The following is an 18436-nucleotide window of genomic DNA, read 5'->3' as shown; positions in this document are numbered from 1 at the left end:
CGCTATATGAATAGAATACAAACTGATAAACAAATTTAATGGAAGGTAACATGCATATTTCAGTTAAGTTAAAAATAGCCTTACAAAAAATTGGTTCAAAATTATCATTACTAACCGATGAAAACCACATAGAAGAGATTGTTACAATACAAAATGAAAACAGGTTTATAGAAATCATAAAAGAAAAAGAACAAACTGTTTTATGGCTTTCTCTCTCTGAATATGGAATTTCTTTAGGTTCTATAACCACAACAGATAGTGAATTAATTGCTGAAATCTCGCATACATTTCTTGAGAAAGCTATTGCTATTGAAGATATCTATAAAGGAGCCTATGGATTCCAATATCCTATGAATATTAAAAAAGGATTAAAAGGGAGAGAAATTTTATACGCACTTGCTTGGGAAACAGTTATTTCTCATTACAAGAAAAGCAATCCGCCGTTATTAAAAATGGTGGAAATCTCTGAAAAACTAAAAGATATCAATTCATTAAAAAGTCTGATACCATTTACTAGTGTTCACCGTTTATGCTTTTCAAAAACATTTCAGGTAAGAGAAGATGATTTACCGTGTATATACTATCAAGCTAGTGAGCCCACTAATAAACAAATTATTATCAGCACATATACTGGAGAACAGCTTGCTCATGGAGATGTAGATACTATGATTGAAAAGTTTGTTTTAATGATTGAAAACTACGCCTAATAAAGTTCTGTATGATGAATCTTGACAATTGATTTCAATATGAATTTCTTAATCCTTTTTCCGCTTTCGCGAAAGCGTAATAAACCATACATACAAAGAATTTGAATTAGAATAAACTCTTATCTTGACATTATGTTTAACCGCTAGCTATTAAATCATTGTTACATTTCCCGAAAGGGAAATAAATAGTCTACCAAGCTATATTATATATATACATTTAAAGAAAATTAAAATTGAAGAAGCTTTTAAATATTACTTACGGAATAGCTATAGCTTTTATTTTTCCATTTTTTGGATTATTAATAACTAATTGGTTAGAGCACGGATTTGCTTTGGCACTATCTGTCATAGTAATTCCTCTTATTGGGGTCTTTTTTTTAAAATCAAAACATAAACAAATTGGGATTGGAATTTTTATAGGATATATTCCTGTTTTAGTATTTGCCCTATCATTTTTGGTAATCAGCAAATTACACTAACCCTTATAAAAGTTGATTTATAAACGGAATGTGTTACATTTATAACATAAGAATCATACTAAGCATAGTATTCTAAAAGGCGTTATAGTTACCTTTTTTAAGACTTGAACTCAAATTTAAAAAAATGACAACAACAACATTTCTAACATTTGTAGGTGATCAATGCGGAAAGGCCGAAGAAGCGATACGTTTTTACACATCTATTTTTCCAAATTCAGAAATTAAAAGCATTGTAAAATATCTAAAAGGAGAAGCAGGAGGAACACCAGAACTTATTAAGTATGGCATTTTCACATTAAATGGTATAGAGTACATGGTGTCTGAGAGTAATTATAAGCATGCCTGGTCATTTACACCCGCAGTATCCATATTTGTTAATTGTGACTCTGAAAGTGAGATACAAATCTTATTTGAAAAGCTTTCTTCAAACGGAGGCAAGATAATGATCCCTCTGGATGATTATACTTCTGAGAATTATGGTTTTGGTAAAAAGTTTGGATGGTGTGAAGACACCTATGGAATTTCATGGCAACTTAACCTTCCCGAGTAACTTTTATTGATACCATAAAACAATACTTGATTTGTTTTTAACCCTGAGGCAACTATGAAATATATAACACTCCTTTTATTTTTATGTTACATAAGCTGTAAAAACGATATAAAAACAATAACTGAGAACGAGATAGACATAACGGTCTATGAATTATGGAATAGCTATGTCGCAGCAAATCCTATAGCCAAAGATGCAGAAATGCCAGAAGCTGATTATTTTCACAATACGAAAGAAGGTGCAAATAGACTAGCCGCACTTACTGTAAATGGAAAAAAGAAAGCTTCTTCTGGATTATATATGCTCTATCAACACTATAAGGTTGCATTACCTGAAGTTGGAACAAAACAAATAATAACCGATTTTGAGGGTAAAGCAAAAGCTATTATAGAAATTAAACGCGTAGATACGATTCCTTTTCGTGAAATTTCTGAAGAATACGCTAGTTTAGATATGGGAACCGATAGCGAACCGCTCAAAAAATGGAGAAAAGCACATTGGGACTTTTTTACAAATGTTATGAAAGAGCAAGGAAAACAACCCACTGAAGAAATGCTTGTTGTTTGTGAATGGTTTGAAACCATCTGGACAGAAAAAAATAAATGAATCTGTTGTGCATTTTGAGCGTAGTTGGATACGTGTCAAAGCAGAAGATATAGGACGTTCTATAAAGTATTATGAAAATGGCATGGTAAAAGAAGTAGGACAACAAACAGATACGAGTTATATCATTATAGAACAATGGGACATAAAGGGAAACAAGATGCAAGAGAAATAATCATACGCAAACAACACTGATGAATCAAGAAGTAAACATAAGATCCCTTACACTAGATGATGCACAACAATTGGCAACGCTAGCCAATAATAAAAAGGTTTGGGATAATTTAAGAGATTATATTCCGTACCCGTATAACGAGAAAGATGCTGAGTTTTTTATAAATCTAACGGCAGAAGAAAACCCTAAGCAAAACTTCGGAATCGAATATAAAGGAAAACTTTGTGGTGTCATTGGTGTCATTCTTCAAAAAGATGTGTATCGAAAATCAGGAGAAATTGGATACTGGATAGGAGAACCTTACTGGGGAAAAGGTATTGGCACAAAAGCAGTAGCATTAATTACTGAATATGGATTTCAAACATTGGGTTTACATAGAATATATGCTGGAATATTTGACTATAATAAAGCCTCTGTAAAAGTCCTTAAAAAAAATGGATTTGAACAAGAAGGCATATTCAAAAAAGCTGTTTTTAAAAATGAAAAACTGCATGATGAGTATAGATTCTATAAGCTTACTAATATGTAAACAACCTCAAACTTCGAGGTAAGACCAAGAGGCATTTATACGGAACTATTTTTTGATTGAGAGGCTAGCTTCGAGGTATTAAACACATTTGGTGGTGCCAATAAAAGAATCGTACATCACTATTAATTTTATATACAATGCAACTGTTGCTAAAGAAGCTTTAACGTTTCGCTCTTAATATGGTAGTGAATTTCATAAGTTCGCTTTCGCGAAAGCAAAAAAATAAAATCTATATGATAAATTCAAAAAAGAATCATCACTTATTATTCTATTTTATATTATTAAAAAAATAAAAAAACTACATTTCAGAAATCAAAGTACAATGACAAAATTCACCTGCTTGATATGAAAGTGATTCTCTTATTAATATGTATAATTTGCACATATAATACGCATTCTCAAATTAATACACGATACTTTCTAGATGATGTCGAACTCATAGAATACGTCACTTTAGAGGTGTGCGCAGATAGTATTAATGGAGTTCATACAACAAATCTTATCAAAGAGAAAACCACCTATACAAATCAGTCAAATATCAACGGACTGATGGAGTTTCTTAAAAATGAACCATATCCTCAAGATGGATATTTAATTGATACTTGTGGAAATATTACCTTCTCTTTTATTAATTCTAAATTTGAAAACTTAACACTAAATAAAGAAGAATGTCAGAAATGTGAAAAATTCAAAAAGGGAGAATATAACTACAGTCATATAAATTTTCAAGATGTTACGATTAAAAGAAGAGGTAATGTCCAAAAAGAAATGACTAAGAAAAATAAACAAACGTATGATTTGAAATGGATATCAAATTGTTCTTATGTTTTAACTTATAAACGGTTTTCTCAAGCTCATTTAAGGAAATTAATTGGAGAACAAATAGACGTTGAAATCATAAAGTATGTTGATGAGAATACATATGCCTATAGAGCTAAAGACTTTAAAGGCATTATAAGATTTGGTATTATAAACAGACTACCTAAATAGAATAGTAAAATATCAAATGAATTCTCATAACCAAGAAATAGAAAGTGATTACAAGAGTAGAATCAATCGGGTGTTTCAGTATATTGATCAAAATCTAGAGAATGATCTATCATTACAGCAGCTTTCTGAAATTGCTTTCTTTTCTCCGTATCATTTTCATCGTATATTCAAATACATCACAAATGAAACTGTAAATGAATACGTAACCAGACGTAGATTAGAAAAAGCCGCTGCCGCATTATTACACACGAATACACCCATCACAGAGATTGCTCTTTTATCTGGATTTAAAGATAATTCAACTTTTACAAGAGCCTTTAAGAAGTTTTATGGAGTCGCTCCTTCCCTATTTAAAAAAGAACATCCAAATAAATTTAGCAAGATTAGACAAGTACAAAGCAAGAATGGTCAAGTATATCCAGCGTATGAGAAATACATTTGTATCATTACGAATCATAAAAAATGGATACACATGAATGCAACTATTGAAGTAAAAGAAACACCTACATTACATCTAGCAGGAGTAACACATATCGGAATACATGATGTTGAGCATGCCTTTGGAAAATTAATACAATGGGCAACTCCAAAAGATTTATTAAAAGATCCAGCAGCAAAACTAGGAAGAGTTTTTTATGATAGTATAAAAATCACAGCACCAGACAAGGTACGTATGAGTATATTTCTGATTACAGATACACCTTTTAAAGCTGAAGGAGAGATTCACAAATTAACTATTCAGCAAGGAAAATGTATTGTTGGTCGTTTTGAAATTGCACCTAATGAATTTGAAAAATCATGGACAGGTCTTTTTATTTGGATGAATGAAAACGGATACAAAAAGAGCTCAGGCAACCCTTATGAAATCTATCATAACGATTATAGAGAACATCCAGAAAATAAGTTTATCGTAGATTTATACATTCCCGTAGAATAAGTCACTCATTTGTAACAAATAGTCTCTTAGTAATACCTATACTACAAAGAGCTATCCCGTTATGAAAAGAACCTTTGTCATACTACTATTCTTAGGGCTTATATTTATTTCTTGTAAAAAACATCGGTTTTCAGATACGCATTGGATCGCTGTAGACTCCACACCTATTCCTCCTGATAGCGGACATGGTGTGTATGACGGTCTAACTATTCATTTCAAAAAAAATAAAGCAATACTAGATAATGTCTATGAAAAAGACAATCGTGAATACTTTATAAAGGTAGATAAGAATAAAATATTTTTAAATGACACCTTACTAGGAACCATCATTACTGAATATCAAGATAGTATTATTATAGATATTAGAGAAAGTGCACGTGTAAGATTCGTCAAACTAGATAAGCAACATGCCATTGAAGAAAAAGAACAATTATGGAAACATAAAGATTGGATACTCTCATACAACGGGTATGAAAGGATACTCTTTTTAACAAACACTATATTCTCAAATAGAAATGATACAAAAATTTGTTTTGAAAAATCTATTACAAATAATACGATGTCTGACGAATTTGAAATATGGAAAACTATTACTATAAATGAAAATCAATTATTTGTTAAAACACTCAATCAAACTGATAGTGAACTTTATCGAATTAAAAGCTACGAAGGAGATTCAATGATGCAATTACAATACATTAAGTATCCTGATGTACCTGTTACAATGACCAAAAGACCTTATGTCTCTGATTCTAAAAAACAAAAAATTGCAGAAAAAATTCAGGACACACATTGGAAGATAAAAAAGATAATTCAACTTGACACGCTCTTAAGAAACTATAGAGTGCTCCCAGAAAAAATAGAATTTACAACGTTGATAGATAAAAAAGTTTCTTTCAGATTTTCTAAAAACAGTACATATGAAATATATGAATCTGACACTATTGTTTCTAAAGGGACTTGGCAATTATCTCCTACTGGGAAAGAAATTATTCTAAATAAAGGAGTTTCCCCTACTGACTATATAAGTCTTATAGAAGTCCATTCAGATAGTATCACTATTGGACATTTAGAAGAATTTAGAGCGTTAGATGAATATGCAACTCTTAATATTCAAGAAACGTATTATGTAGCCAAACTAGAAAAATAATAGAATTTGTACCTTTAGAAATGTCACATAAGTTCAAGGTCTCAAAACTATGTAACATTCCTATACCTTCTTAGAATCGAGAAAATTCACAACCATAGAGATAACAAAACGATAAAGCGTTACCCTCTAAAAATCCTTTATATTGTACTCAAAATGAAAACAATATGAATGCATCATTGCTATTGCTTCACGGAGCACTAGGGTCAAAAGAACAACTTACAAACCTAAAAGAAGCATTATCAATGACTTTTGATGTACATACATTCGATTTTGAAGGTCATGGAAACAATGCCTCTTCTACCCCATTTAGTATGCCTTTATTTGCTTCTAATGTAGTAGACTATATGAAAGCACACCATATGACCAAGGCACATTTATTTGGATATAGTATGGGGGGATATGTAGCATTACAACTCGCCAAGACACATCCGGAACTTGTAGATCATATCATCACTCTTGGAACAAAATTCTCTTGGACTCCCGAAAGTGCTACTAAAGAAATAAAAATGCTCAATCCAGAAAAAATAGAAGAAAAAGTACCCGCATTTGCTCAAAAACTAGCAGCTATTCATACTGGAAACACTTGGAAAGAAGTAATGCTTAAAACAGCAACTATGATGCATGGTTTAGGAAATGGTGCAAAACTGACTACAGCAGCACTTACACAAATACCTCATAAAACACGTATTCATATAGGAGATCAAGATACTATGGTAAGCATAGAAGAATCTAAAGAAAGTGCAGATGCATTACCTAATGGATCTTTGCAAATCATAAACGGTTGTAAGCATCCTATTGAGAGTATTGCTCAAAAAAAACTTGCTGAGATGATTACAGACTTTATTTTATCATCATAAAGCTTGTGTGTATTATTTCTTAAAAGCATGTATCTTTTCAATACAAAACCATCCTTTCCCATAGTAACGAACACCTTATGAAAATAGTAGATTTATCAAAACCCATTCAATACAATAAAGAAGATCCTTGGTTTATGAAAGTTAAAATCAAGCATAAACCACATAAAAAAGCAAAATGGCTCATTCGTGCATTGGGACTTCCATTTAAATTATTTCCTAAAGGTTTTGATGGTTGGGCAGATGATACCATTCAGAAAATGGGTGTACACGCTACAACACACATAGATGCGCCATGGCACTACTCACCAACAACGAATGGTGAAAAATCAAAAACAATAGATGAAATTCCATTGGATTGGTGTTATGGAGACGGTATTGTGATAGATATGAAGCACAAAGAAGATTTTGATCCTATTACTGTAAAAGACATTGATGATTTTTTAAAAGAACAACAACTTACGATTGATGCAGGAATGATCGTATTGATCAAAACTGGAAGAGATATCTATAATGGAACCAAAGATTTTCATAAAATAGGCACAGGCATGAGTGCCGAAGCAACCGAATGGCTTATAGACAAAGGCATAAAAGTCATGGGAATTGATGCTTGGGGATGGGATTTACCACTACCCTACATGCTTAAAAAGGCAAAAGAAACGGGCAATTCAGAATTATTTTGGGAAGCACATCTTGTGGGGCAAAAGAAAGAATATTGTCATATGGAACAATTGGTCAATCTTGATACATTACCATACAGTGGTTTTAAAATTGCTGTGTTTCCACTAAAAATTGTAGGCGCTTCTGCAGCTCCTGCTCGTGTCGTTGCTATGTTTGACTAAGTATACCTCTCATCATGCACTTTTGAAAAGGATCACTACTTTTACATAAAATATACACTTCGAAATAGTATAACTTCAGCTATGTCCACAGAAATAGAAAATATTGTATTCTCAAGGTTTGTTTCTCAACCCATTCCTTTTGAGATTATAACTATAGCTGAATTATACGAACGTTGTAGAAAAAGTACCTATGACCTTTCAGTAGTACATAGAATTGAATTTCACGCCTTACTCATTGTTAATAAAGGAAACAGTACACATACCATAGATTTTAAAGAATATAAATTATTCCCTGGGATGATTCTCCCTTTAACAAAAGGACAAGTACATGCCTTTGCAAAAGAATGTACACTAGAAGGATATGTTATCTCATTTGAAGAGTCTTTCATAACACAAAACAGTAGTGAAAAGCACTTATTTCATTTTTTACACCTCTATCACGAGCCTAGTATTCACATAGGAGCAGAAAATCTTTCCTCTTTACATCCTTACTTAGAAATCTTATCCTCACAACTCAATAATGATAATCAAAATGTAAAGTCAGACTTTATCCACTCGGCTTTTATGACCTTATTATTACACATTAAACGCCTTTCCTTTTATCAACATAAGACATTTGAAAGTAAGCGATTTAAAGACTTTTTACAGTTTAAACAATTACTTATTGAGTATCATAAAGAAAGTCATAATGCAAAAGAATATGCTCAAAAAATGAAGGTATCATATAAGTACCTTAATGACATCTGTAAAGAGATTGCCAATAAAACTGCCAAATCATTTATAGACAATTGGTTGCTCTTAGAAATTAAAAGAAATATCTCAGATCAGTTATACACTTCACAAGAAATAGCCTACACTATGGGCTTTAAAGAACATTCTAACTTCATACGTTTCTTTAAAAAATTTACAGGAACTACACCTAGTAAATATCAAAATTAACAACAACCATTTTAACACGGTTATATATTGACTATTTAAAAATAAAGATCGATAAGTAACATCGCTTCGTCTAGTTATAGTTTTGTCCTATCAAAATTAATAAGCTATGACATTAAAAGAACAAACACAACAATTACGAGATTCGGTATTGACAAGAATGCCACAAGCTATTGTTCAAACGTTTAAAAACGATATCCAACAACTCAAAACCGATCAATTAAAACAAAAAGCGTTACAAGTAGGTGATCTATTACCCAATAGTACATTACTAGATTATCAAGGTAATCCCTATCAAATAAAAGAGTTGATTACTTCAGAGTATTTGATTCTCAACTTTTATAGAGGTGGTTGGTGTCCGTATTGTAATATGGAACTTAGAGCCTACCAAGATCTGGCAGACACCTTTAAAAACATACATGCGTCTATAGTTGCGATAAGTGCAGAATCACCCGATATAGCTAGTGTTACTGCGCATAAAAATAACATTACATTTCCTGTTCTTACTGACAGAGATTCGCAATTCATGAAAGCCATAGGAATCGTATTTACCCTAAGTGATGCAGCAAAGAAAGACTATGCCAACTTTGGAATAGACCTCCAAAAACTACATGGGAATACATCTTTTGAACTCCCCGTTCCTGCTGTATATGTTGTCAATAAAGAGCTGGAAATTGTCTTTGTACACTTTGAAGAAGATTATATGACACGGTTAGAACCTAAAAAATTAGTAAACATACTTAAAAACAACACAAAATAATATCATATGAAAACAACAAGAATCATCTACTGGATTACAACGGGTTTACTATGTGCCTTATTTTTTATGGGCGCAATGATGTATATTTTTAATTACCCAAGAGCAGAAAGTTTTTTTATCAATTTAGGATTTCCAACTTGGATCATATACCCTCTAGCAACGCTTAAAATTTTAGGAGTACTTACCATATTGACTAGAAAATCAATCTTTCTAAAAGAAATGGCCTATGCAGGATTCTTATTTGATGCCATTCTCGCGTTATTTGCACACATTATAGTCATAGATGGAGAGCATATGCCTGCAGTTTTCGCTATTATATTCACGATTCTTTCATGGGTATATGATCGCAAGTATTTTGGAGCATATACCCAAAATAGCAAACCTATTTCTAACTAATTGTATATTGCTTCTTTATACGCTTTCGCGAAATCGAACCTATGAGACCTGCCGGCAGGCAGGTTTACGACCGTAGGGAGGTCGAAGCGTTAAAGCGTGTAAAGCAATAAATTCATTTAAAATGAACAAACGCATTCATCATAAGAATCCGTAAGGAATCACACACCTAAACTACTAAGGCTTTTATAACGTTAAATATTCCATCTATGAATACCTCAACAGAAACACCTATAAAAATAGATATCGTATCAGACGTAGCCTGTCCTTGGTGTTATGTAGGGAAACGCAGACTTGAAAAAGCACTTGCACAATGGGATGGTGCTCCTGTAGAAATAGAATGGCATCCGTATCAACTAGATCCCAATATGCCTAAAGACGGCCTTACAAGGGATACGTATCTAGGGAATAAATTTGGGGATATAGCACGTGCAAAACAAATGACAGATCATTTGACTAATGTAGGGAAAGAAGAAGGTATTGATTTTGATTTTGGCGATACATGGCTTGCTGTAAACACATTACCTTTACATCAAATGCTAGCGATTGCAGGGCAAGAAGGTTTTAAAAACGAACTCAAGGAACGTTTCTTAAAAGCTTATTTTGTAGAAACACTACATCTTAATGATGTCACAGTATTGGAAGCTATCGGAGCAGAATTTGGCTGGTCTACAGAAAAAGTACAACATATCATCCAAAATAAGGAATTAGGAAAAGTAATACAGCAAAAAATTGCACAATACCAAGAACGTGGTGTGTCTGGAGTTCCATTTTTTATTATCAATAATACATATGGAATTAGTGGTGCACAACCAGCAGAAGTATTTCTAAATGCTTTTAAGCAAATCACTACTTTAGAAAACACACCAGAAGGAGAAAGCTGTGATATAAACGGAGAGAACTGTTAAGTTCAAAAGATTCAATGTATACTATATATAGAACCACTTCTTTTTAGGAGTGGTTTTTTTATACGCTTATGTAGGCAGGCAGGTTTGTAAAATCGAGCCTGTGAGATACACGGTCATTAGGAGAGCGAAGCATTAATGCAAAAAATAAAGAGTTTCATGCTAAGTTAAGTAAGTCGCAAAAATATATTGAAATCATAAAACAATCTCATAAAATAACAACAGCCTCTTTATGTATAATTCCTGCTTTTGAAAAAAATTAATTTAAATTTGAAAAGAAGATAGATTACATTTAAGCTATAATGATGCTATTAAAAAATATCCATTAGTACAGTATACACTCATGATGCGATTATTACCGCTATATACATCTTATAAATTTCATGTGATGATAGGAGCCATCATAAGCCTATGGCTAGTCGTTTTTTTAGTTCTTATTGCACCTTTTGATGCCTCAGACCTATCTTTTATGATTAGACTACAAATACTACCATTTTATGGAGTGATCTCATTTATAGGCTATATGATGCTCATTCCTTTGCAAAATTGGGTGTTTAGAACCAAGAATCGTTGGACGCTTATTTCTGAAATCCTTTTTATTTTCACTTTTAATATCCTTGTCCTTATAGGAAGTTTCTGGTATTATAAGACTGGAATCATTAATGGCGATTATTCTTTTTCAAAATTTTCTTTGGAAGTCTATAACCCTATCTGTTTTATCTTATTATCCATTTTAATCTTTTCAAGATGGTTTCTCAATAGAAAAGCCCCGACAAAACCCATTTCAAAAATCACATTAACAGGCGATAATAAATTAGATATTTTACAAATCTACCCTGCTGATCTTATCAGTATTTCTAGTGCCGATAATTATATTGAGGTGAGTTACCTCAAAGGAAATGTACTTCAAAAAAAACTATTGAGGAATACCTTAAAAAATATACAAGAAGAAATCCCTAGTTTAGTGAGAGTACACCGATCACATCTAATGAACCCTATTCATTTTAAAGAATGGAAGAGTGCTTCTGTAGTAGGATTGACTCAAAGTGAAATTCCCGTTTCAAAAAAATACAAACAAGCCGTTTTAGATCTAAATCATTCATCCCTAAAAACAGATCATTCGCCCCAAACCCTTTAGAATAGGAAGTTTTGCTGATTTTCGTTACTACTTTTGAGGCATCGTTTAATTCTTAAAAATTCAGACCATGCAAAAATATTTTATACTTATAAGCGCTTTGTTTATGTTAAATAATGTCGCTGCACAAACTCAAAGTGAAAAAGCAGATACGATACTTTCATCTCTCATCTCAGAAAACACCGTAGTAGGAGTTGTCGCTGGATATTCCATAAATGGAACTGTAAAATGGCAATCAGCTTTAGGATATTCAGATCTTGAGAATACTAAAAAGATGGAATTAACTACCGTCACAAGACCTGCCTCTATTGCAAAGTCAATGACTGCAATTGCTGTCATGCAATTGGTAGAACAAGGCCTCATAGATCTTGACAAACCTATACAAACCTATATTCCTGATTTTCCAACACAAAAAAACACTCAAATTACGACCAGACATTTATTATCACATACCTCTGGAATAGCAGGTTATAAAAATGGAAAAGAAGCACAGACCACAAAAGAGTATGCTACGATGGCAGCCGCTGTAGATCTTTTTAAAAATAGAAAGCTACTTTTTGAACCAGGTACACGGTTTAGTTATACAACCTATGGGTATACTGTTTTAGGATTGCTTATCGAAAACGTTTCTGGAAGTACGTATGAACAATACATGCAAAAGAATATTTGGGATAAAGCAGGAATGAAACATACAGGCATCGAAAAATATGGTGTGACTATGCCTAATAAATCAGAACTATATCATCGTAGAAAAGGAAAAATAAAAAAATCTACACCAAACAATTTGAGTAATAGAATCCCTGGAGGTGGTTTTTATATCACTTTAGAAGACATGTTTCTTTTTGGAAATGCTGTTTTAGAAAATAAACTTGTTTCTGAAAGCACTTTAGACTTGATGAGGCAGCATCATAGCTTAGAAAAAGAAGCAAACGCCTATGGCTTTGGTTGGTATTTATACAATCCTAAGCCAGATGAAGGTGCCATTATTGGTCATAGTGGGGAGCAATCAGGATCTGCATCGCAACTCTTTATCATTCCAAGTACAAAAACAGTGGTCGTCACCTTATCTAATACAGCCTTATCATGGAAAGATGTATTTGTTGTTACCGCAAAATTGATGAAGTTATCACAAAAAGAAGTTACTAATGAGTAGGTATTGTGATTATTTTGAATGGTATAACCACTTCTTTATAGGGAATAGTTTTTTTACGCTTTCGCGAAAGCGTAAAAAATCACCTCCCCTATTGTAACGATATTCGATAAACATGGCCATTGAATAAATCTTCTTTAAAGAAACATGGCACATTGCCTTAGAAAAGATCAAAGAGATGTGCGAATAATTGATTTACTACTTATCGCCTATTCTAAATCAGTAATCCATTTAATACCTCTGGAGGTAAGTTGATAATCTTTAAGTGTCTTTGCTTTTGTTTGTATCCATAAGGTGTCTTCAAAATGAATTCCTTCAAAAACATACGCCTTATCTGCTAGCGTTTTATAGGTAAACTGATATACATCATTTGTATCTCCTCGCATTGGGTGAAATCGCAGAGTTTTAGCAAGCGTATCTGCTTCAAAAGAATAATTGGCACCATATCCACCTCCCTTTGTAATCATTAAGGTTTCAGGAATATAAGAAGATCCATTAATAGATATTGTTTTCCATACACGATCACTTGTATCCAAAGGAATGGTATCTCCATTTTTGACAAAGAGTTGAACGGTATGATAGCTTGTTAAAGAAGGATACCTATTGGTTGTTTGGTTCTCCAAACGGTCTGAAAAATGAGTAGTACATGACACTACATAATAGGTAAGCAATACTCCTTTTAACACATAGCCAATTTTCTTAGATTTCTTAGTGGTAAATAAAGAAGCTAATTCGCTAGGTTTCGTAGCCCTATTACTTATAAAAAAGCGTAATATTCGTCTATAATCATATGCTAATAGTAAGAGTGTCATTAAGAACAGATGTATGGCAAACATCTTCACACGCACATCATACCCTATATCTATAAGTACCACATTAGCCATGGCTATAAACAAAATAAAAGCACCTATAAAGGTAGTCTTTCTAAACAATAAAAACACACCACCTATCACTTCTATCCAACCACTAGTCTTGGTATAAAATTCAGAATAACTCATAAATGTCCATAAGTAACGCATCCCATTTTGATTCCCTATCGTACCTTCCAATCTGTTTAAATCCATTTCGCCAAACTGAAGCATAAACACTTTTGAAAGTCCATAAATAATAAGAGTGAGCGCTACATGGTATCGCAGTATGGTATACAAAAGCACTTTCAGTTTTTGCGTATACGATACGTTGATTTTAGTATCTATAAATAACCAAATCGCTGTTCCTATAACAGATAGTACTGCTATCAAAGTAAAACGACTATAATCATACTTAGAATCAAAACCGTTCATGAGATTAGACGTATTAAACTCCCATCCAAAAACTGTCTCGCCAAACCATATAGTCATCCCTTTCCAAAAAGAAATATCACTCGTGGTTAATTCCTGAATATATTCAAATCCATACGGATATATATACAACACAATGTATAGAAATAAGAACCTATAACCTGCTTTCTTAAAAAATGTAACTTTGTGAGACGCCTTTGAATCAATCATATATAGATTTTAGTATTACGAATGTACTAAATGATTTTATGTGAAAAAGTTAATGTTTTATACGCTTTCGCAAAAAAATGGAAGAAAGATATTCTTAGAAACGACAGGAAAATAAAAAAATTAAATGATCAAAAATATACTTAAAACATCATTCCTAATTCATTTCGGAATCCCATCAGATAGGTTAATACATATACTGAGAAACTGAAACAAGTTCAGTTTGACGAATATTCTATTCTACATAACCTATTCTACATTTTGAAAAAACAGCTATTATATATTCTGATTATCTTCATTATTTTTCTCAAACCTTAAAACGCTTTCGCGAAAGCGTATAAAGTATATGCGCATTTCTTATAAAACCATATTCTAACGATAGTAATCTTTAAGAAGATAACTCTATAGATTATCAAAAGTTAACGTTGTATTATTCAATATAATTACATTTAATTTTCAATAAAACGATTCAAAGAGCCAAAACGCTATTAATCACACTTATGAAGCCATCTATAACACATATGATAAGTTTGCTTACACTTTTACATGTGTCCTCATTTTATGATTTTAATACCCTAAGTTAGGTACTTATTAATCATGAAATTAGATCATATGTTAAAGAACATTTCTAACTTAGGTAGTATCTTAAGTAACGCTCAATTAAAAAATATTCAAGGAAGTAGTGCTAATTCTTTTGCTAATACGGGAGGTGCATGTTCTGCAGGCAATTGGTGTCCTGTAGGAGAAATATGTCGTTGTGATGACAATGAATGTTCATCTGGAACGTGTGAATATGCAAGAGAAAGGTAATTGATTATTATCTAAAGTATACTGTATAATGACGATGACTGTAGCTACAGCAATTGTCAGTTAACATGATTAAGTAAAAGTCGTCTACTTTTAAGGCGACTTTCTTTTTTAAGAAGATGTGTTTTAATCAAAAAATGAGTACTCAACCCTAAAATCAAGTACTTATACGGTAGTACTAATACTATCAAGCTATTATATTGAACCTCTTAATGATAAACCCACTATAATAGATATATCATGGCAAGTAATACAGACATCTTTAAAAGCATATCAACCCTACACGGAGAGACCTTAGAAATACAACTTAATGAAAATTTTCAATGTTCTTTAGACGGATTTCGCAAGGCAACCTCTCGAATCAGATATATCAATAATGAAGCATATCCCGCTATATATTTATTGGCGAGTGATTTTGGAGGATTGACAATTACATTTGGAGACAACAAAAAATTACAACTCATTATCAATTTAGAGTTCTATTATGTCTATGGCTTCTTGATAGGTAATGATGTATACGGATTTCAAGGAGAAGGGATTTCTGGTTTAGAAAAATTAGGATTTGATGTAACGCCTATTTCATATGGAGATGGCTATTCAGACATTAGACGGCAATCTCAAAAAGAACACTTACCAGATGTTACAACGATGAATGTGCGTTTAAGTACTTTACTCACAAGTATGGAAAACATTATCAATCCAGATATCTCTTTTGATCAAAAAAGCAATGATATTCTAGTTACTTTTTGGTCACTCGTAGAAGGGATTCGTTTTGCAAAAATATCAAATACCATAGAAGACCTTATAGAAAATCAACCTGTATCTGCTATTTATGACGATTTCTATAAATTAGCTGTTATATGGGCAAAACTATCGGTTACGGCTGCAGATAAAGGGGTGTTAAATCCTGATATTGCCGTATATGAGTTACACAGAATACATCGTCATACTGGAGAATTAAAGAGCTAATTATCTTCACATATAAAATCAGGTAGATTTACGGGTATTTCGATAGTTAGAAAATAAGTATTTTAAGGGTGTATAATTAATCAATTGATTTTAGCAGGCATATGGATACTACAGCTACACAGACAAAAGACAGAATAAAACTTCCTTTTACTTTTGATACAGCAAAAATGCTGGAAGAATTTAAAAATTTACAGTTTGGGCAGTTTGAGTATTATAATGTAATTCCTTTACGTGCACCTGCTCATGAAGTAGATACGACACTTCCTTTTCCACCTCCAGCAATGGATTATGCAGATGGCTCATGGACTGACTGGATGGATACGCCTGCTTTAAATGCATCTCCGTACTTTCAAAGTATTATTAATACTTTTAAGGAACATACGAAAGTTACTTTAGTACGCTTACTAAGACTGGCACCCAATTCTAATGTGAGAGAACATACCGATCCTACATTAGGATTAGAAGTAGAACGCTCAGTCATTAGACTCACCATCCCTATTTTGAACAATGATGATGTTGTCTTTTTCCTGAATGGAACACCAGTGCCTATGATACCTGGTGAATGTTGGTACTTACGCCTTACTGATCCGCATAAAGTAGTTAATGCAGGTGCCGAAGAGCGCATCAACCTAACCATTGATATGATTCCAAATGATTGGATCAGAAAAGTGATTGCAGATAGCGAAAACGCTTAGTATATAACACCAGAAGCCCAACACTCCCTATCATTAAATAATTTACAGTAGATTATAAGTATATCTAAGCAATAACAGCTACTTATAAAACACCTAAAATAAAAAGGAGTATGAGTTCCATTACACAAATAGATGCATATCAAAAAGAATCATTTACCAGTAGATTACGCAACGGAAAAGTAGTAACCAATACCATCTACACACAAGGCAGTGGTTCTAAAGTAGTCATCATCATTCAAGAGTTGCCCGGTATAGGACAAGAAACACTTGCTTTATCCGATCGTTTTGTAAATGAAGGATATACTGTTGTACTCCCGCACCTTTTTGGTAAAATTGGAAAAACAGCCACCTTTGCAAATTTTGGAAAGGTTCTTTTCTGTATGCGCCGTCAATTTAGTGCTCTTGCAAGAAATCATTCAAGTCCCATCGTAGACTTCTTATCAGACCTCTGCACGTATACAAAAGAAAAACACCAGGTACAAGGTGTTGCGGTGATTGGGATGTGTCTCACAGGCAATTTTGCAATTTCACTCATGGCAAATCAAGCTGTGCTTGCTGGATTTGCAAGTCAACCATCTCTTCCATTTAAAAGAAGAGGTATACATATGAGTCCCGAAGAAATAACACAAGTCAAAAATAGATTGGATGATATAGGTCCAATGCATTGTGCGCGTTTTAAAGAAGATGGAATGTGTCCTGCATCACGTTTTGACCTTTACAAAAAAACATTTAATACAGATCGAGAACGCATCATACTTCATGAACTACCAGGAGATGGGCATGCGATATTAACTTTAGATTTTGTAGACGAAGAAGGACATGCCACTAAAGATGCACTTAATGATGTAATTACATATTTTGATAGTCAGTTAAACTAATGTTCTTATTTCGGAATTCTACGTTTCATTTCCTCTACAATATTGAATGCAGCTGGACACATCGCTACATTTTTAAGCGTAAGATTAGAAATTTGCTGAAATTTTTTACGATCCGTATGTGGAAACTCTCTACATGCTTTAGGACGTACCTCATAAATAGAACAGTAATTATCGGCGCCTAAAAAAGTACAAGGCACACTTTGCAATACATAATCATTATCTTCATCAATACGCAAATACGTATCTATAAATGCTTGTTCTTTCATTCTGAAATGCTTCGCAATACGTGTAATATCCTTATCTGTAAACAGTGGGCCTGTTGTTTTACAACAATTGGCGCATGATAAACAATCAGTACGTTCAAACTCTTCTTCATGCAATTCTTGCATTAAGTAATCTAACTTCTTAGGTGTTTTTTTGCGCAACTTTGCAAAGAACTTTTTGTTCTCGTTATGTTTATCTTTGGCAAGTTGTGGTAAAGATTTGAGCAAGTCTTCCATAACAC

The 18436-nt window shown here is 32.8% G+C and carries 23 protein-coding genes; 21 read left to right on the top strand and 2 right to left on the bottom strand.

The genetic code is table 11. From position 1 onward, the window contains the following. Positions 1–38: 38 nt before the first annotated feature. The 17 genes from Q1A01_RS17555 to Q1A01_RS17475 all read left to right on the top strand — a co-directional run bounded on the left by Q1A01_RS17555 (position 39) and on the right by Q1A01_RS17475 (position 13098). The gene (locus tag Q1A01_RS17555; protein ID WP_299683583.1) at positions 39–707 is read left to right on the top strand and encodes a hypothetical protein; all 669 of its coding nucleotides are present in this window, start codon (positions 39–41) and stop codon (positions 705–707) included. Between the two features lie 233 nt (positions 708–940). Next, positions 941–1186, top strand: coding sequence for a hypothetical protein (locus tag Q1A01_RS17550; protein WP_299683581.1), 246 nt, complete (start codon positions 941–943; stop codon positions 1184–1186). A gap of 124 nt (positions 1187–1310) precedes the next feature. Further along, the gene (locus Q1A01_RS17545; protein WP_299683579.1) at positions 1311–1736 is read left to right on the top strand and encodes a VOC family protein; all 426 of its coding nucleotides are present in this window, start codon (positions 1311–1313) and stop codon (positions 1734–1736) included. A 54-nt stretch (positions 1737–1790) separates the two neighbouring features. Next, entirely contained in the window at positions 1791–2342 is a 552-nt protein-coding gene (locus tag Q1A01_RS17540; RefSeq protein WP_299683577.1) for an ASCH domain-containing protein, read from the top strand. Continuing rightward, positions 2302–2514, top strand: coding sequence for a hypothetical protein (locus tag Q1A01_RS17535; protein WP_299683575.1), 213 nt, complete (start codon positions 2302–2304; stop codon positions 2512–2514). Before Q1A01_RS17540 ends, Q1A01_RS17535 begins: the two co-directional genes overlap by 41 nt. Before the next feature lie 19 nt (positions 2515–2533). Continuing rightward, a complete protein-coding gene (locus Q1A01_RS17530; protein WP_299683573.1) occupies positions 2534–3043 on the top strand; it encodes a GNAT family protein in 510 nt (169 codons plus the stop codon). Between the two features lie 345 nt (positions 3044–3388). Further along, positions 3389–4033, top strand: a complete 645-nt coding sequence (locus tag Q1A01_RS17525; protein WP_299683571.1) for a hypothetical protein — start codon at positions 3389–3391, stop codon at positions 4031–4033. A gap of 16 nt (positions 4034–4049) precedes the next feature. Continuing rightward, positions 4050–4970, top strand: a complete 921-nt coding sequence (locus Q1A01_RS17520; protein WP_299683569.1) for an AraC family transcriptional regulator — start codon at positions 4050–4052, stop codon at positions 4968–4970. 61 nt (positions 4971–5031) lie between these two features. After that, entirely contained in the window at positions 5032–6120 is a 1089-nt protein-coding gene (locus Q1A01_RS17515; protein WP_299683567.1) for a hypothetical protein, read from the top strand. Positions 6121–6284: 164 nt separating this feature from the next. Further along, entirely contained in the window at positions 6285–6977 is a 693-nt protein-coding gene (locus Q1A01_RS17510) for an alpha/beta hydrolase (protein ID WP_299683565.1), read from the top strand. A 77-nt stretch (positions 6978–7054) separates the two neighbouring features. Further along, the gene (locus Q1A01_RS17505) at positions 7055–7816 is read left to right on the top strand and encodes a cyclase family protein (RefSeq protein ID WP_299683563.1); all 762 of its coding nucleotides are present in this window, start codon (positions 7055–7057) and stop codon (positions 7814–7816) included. An 81-nt stretch (positions 7817–7897) separates the two neighbouring features. Continuing rightward, positions 7898–8755, top strand: coding sequence for a helix-turn-helix transcriptional regulator (locus Q1A01_RS17500; protein ID WP_299683561.1), 858 nt, complete (start codon positions 7898–7900; stop codon positions 8753–8755). Positions 8756–8861: 106 nt separating this feature from the next. Continuing rightward, entirely contained in the window at positions 8862–9512 is a 651-nt protein-coding gene (locus Q1A01_RS17495) for a peroxiredoxin-like family protein (RefSeq protein WP_299683559.1), read from the top strand. 6 nt (positions 9513–9518) lie between these two features. Further along, positions 9519–9908 carry a DoxX family protein gene (locus tag Q1A01_RS17490; protein WP_299683557.1) on the top strand — a complete coding sequence of 130 codons (390 nt, stop codon included), beginning with the start codon at positions 9519–9521 and terminating at the stop codon, positions 9906–9908. A gap of 206 nt (positions 9909–10114) precedes the next feature. Beyond that, on the top strand, positions 10115–10813 hold the full coding sequence (locus Q1A01_RS17485; protein ID WP_299683555.1) for a DsbA family oxidoreductase: 699 nt from the start codon (positions 10115–10117) through the stop codon (positions 10811–10813). A 340-nt stretch (positions 10814–11153) separates the two neighbouring features. After that, a complete protein-coding gene (locus tag Q1A01_RS17480) occupies positions 11154–11948 on the top strand; it encodes a LytTR family DNA-binding domain-containing protein (RefSeq protein ID WP_299683553.1) in 795 nt (264 codons plus the stop codon). A gap of 67 nt (positions 11949–12015) precedes the next feature. Then, entirely contained in the window at positions 12016–13098 is a 1083-nt protein-coding gene (locus Q1A01_RS17475) for a serine hydrolase domain-containing protein (RefSeq protein ID WP_299683552.1), read from the top strand. Between the two features lie 206 nt (positions 13099–13304). Here the strand turns inward: Q1A01_RS17475 and Q1A01_RS17470 are convergent, their stop codons facing one another. Next, on the bottom strand, positions 13305–14585 hold the full coding sequence (locus Q1A01_RS17470; RefSeq protein WP_299683551.1) for a hypothetical protein: 1281 nt from the start codon (positions 14583–14585) through the stop codon (positions 13305–13307). Positions 14586–15194: 609 nt separating this feature from the next. On the opposite strand from Q1A01_RS17470, the gene Q1A01_RS17465 reads away from it, so the two are divergent. From Q1A01_RS17465 to Q1A01_RS17450, 4 genes are all read left to right on the top strand, one after another. Next, a complete protein-coding gene (locus tag Q1A01_RS17465; RefSeq protein ID WP_299683550.1) occupies positions 15195–15392 on the top strand; it encodes a hypothetical protein in 198 nt (65 codons plus the stop codon). 237 nt (positions 15393–15629) lie between these two features. Then, positions 15630–16358, top strand: coding sequence for a ribosome-inactivating family protein (locus tag Q1A01_RS17460; protein WP_299683549.1), 729 nt, complete (start codon positions 15630–15632; stop codon positions 16356–16358). Positions 16359–16459: 101 nt separating this feature from the next. Continuing rightward, entirely contained in the window at positions 16460–17053 is a 594-nt protein-coding gene (locus tag Q1A01_RS17455; RefSeq protein WP_299683547.1) for an aspartyl/asparaginyl beta-hydroxylase domain-containing protein, read from the top strand. Positions 17054–17163: 110 nt separating this feature from the next. After that, positions 17164–17931: a dienelactone hydrolase family protein gene (locus Q1A01_RS17450; protein ID WP_299683545.1), complete on the top strand. Its 768-nt coding sequence runs from the start codon at positions 17164–17166 to the stop codon at positions 17929–17931. Between the two features lie 5 nt (positions 17932–17936). Here the strand turns inward: Q1A01_RS17450 and Q1A01_RS17445 are convergent, their stop codons facing one another. Beyond that, on the bottom strand, positions 17937–18431 hold the full coding sequence (locus Q1A01_RS17445; RefSeq protein WP_299683543.1) for a YkgJ family cysteine cluster protein: 495 nt from the start codon (positions 18429–18431) through the stop codon (positions 17937–17939). Between the last annotated feature and the right edge of the window lie 5 nt (positions 18432–18436).

The organism is uncultured Dokdonia sp. (assembly GCF_947492815.1).
GTDB lineage: Bacteria > Bacteroidota > Bacteroidia > Flavobacteriales > Flavobacteriaceae > Dokdonia.
The sequence above is the reverse complement of the archived record's forward strand: the minus strand, read 5'-3'. Positions and strand labels throughout refer to the sequence as shown.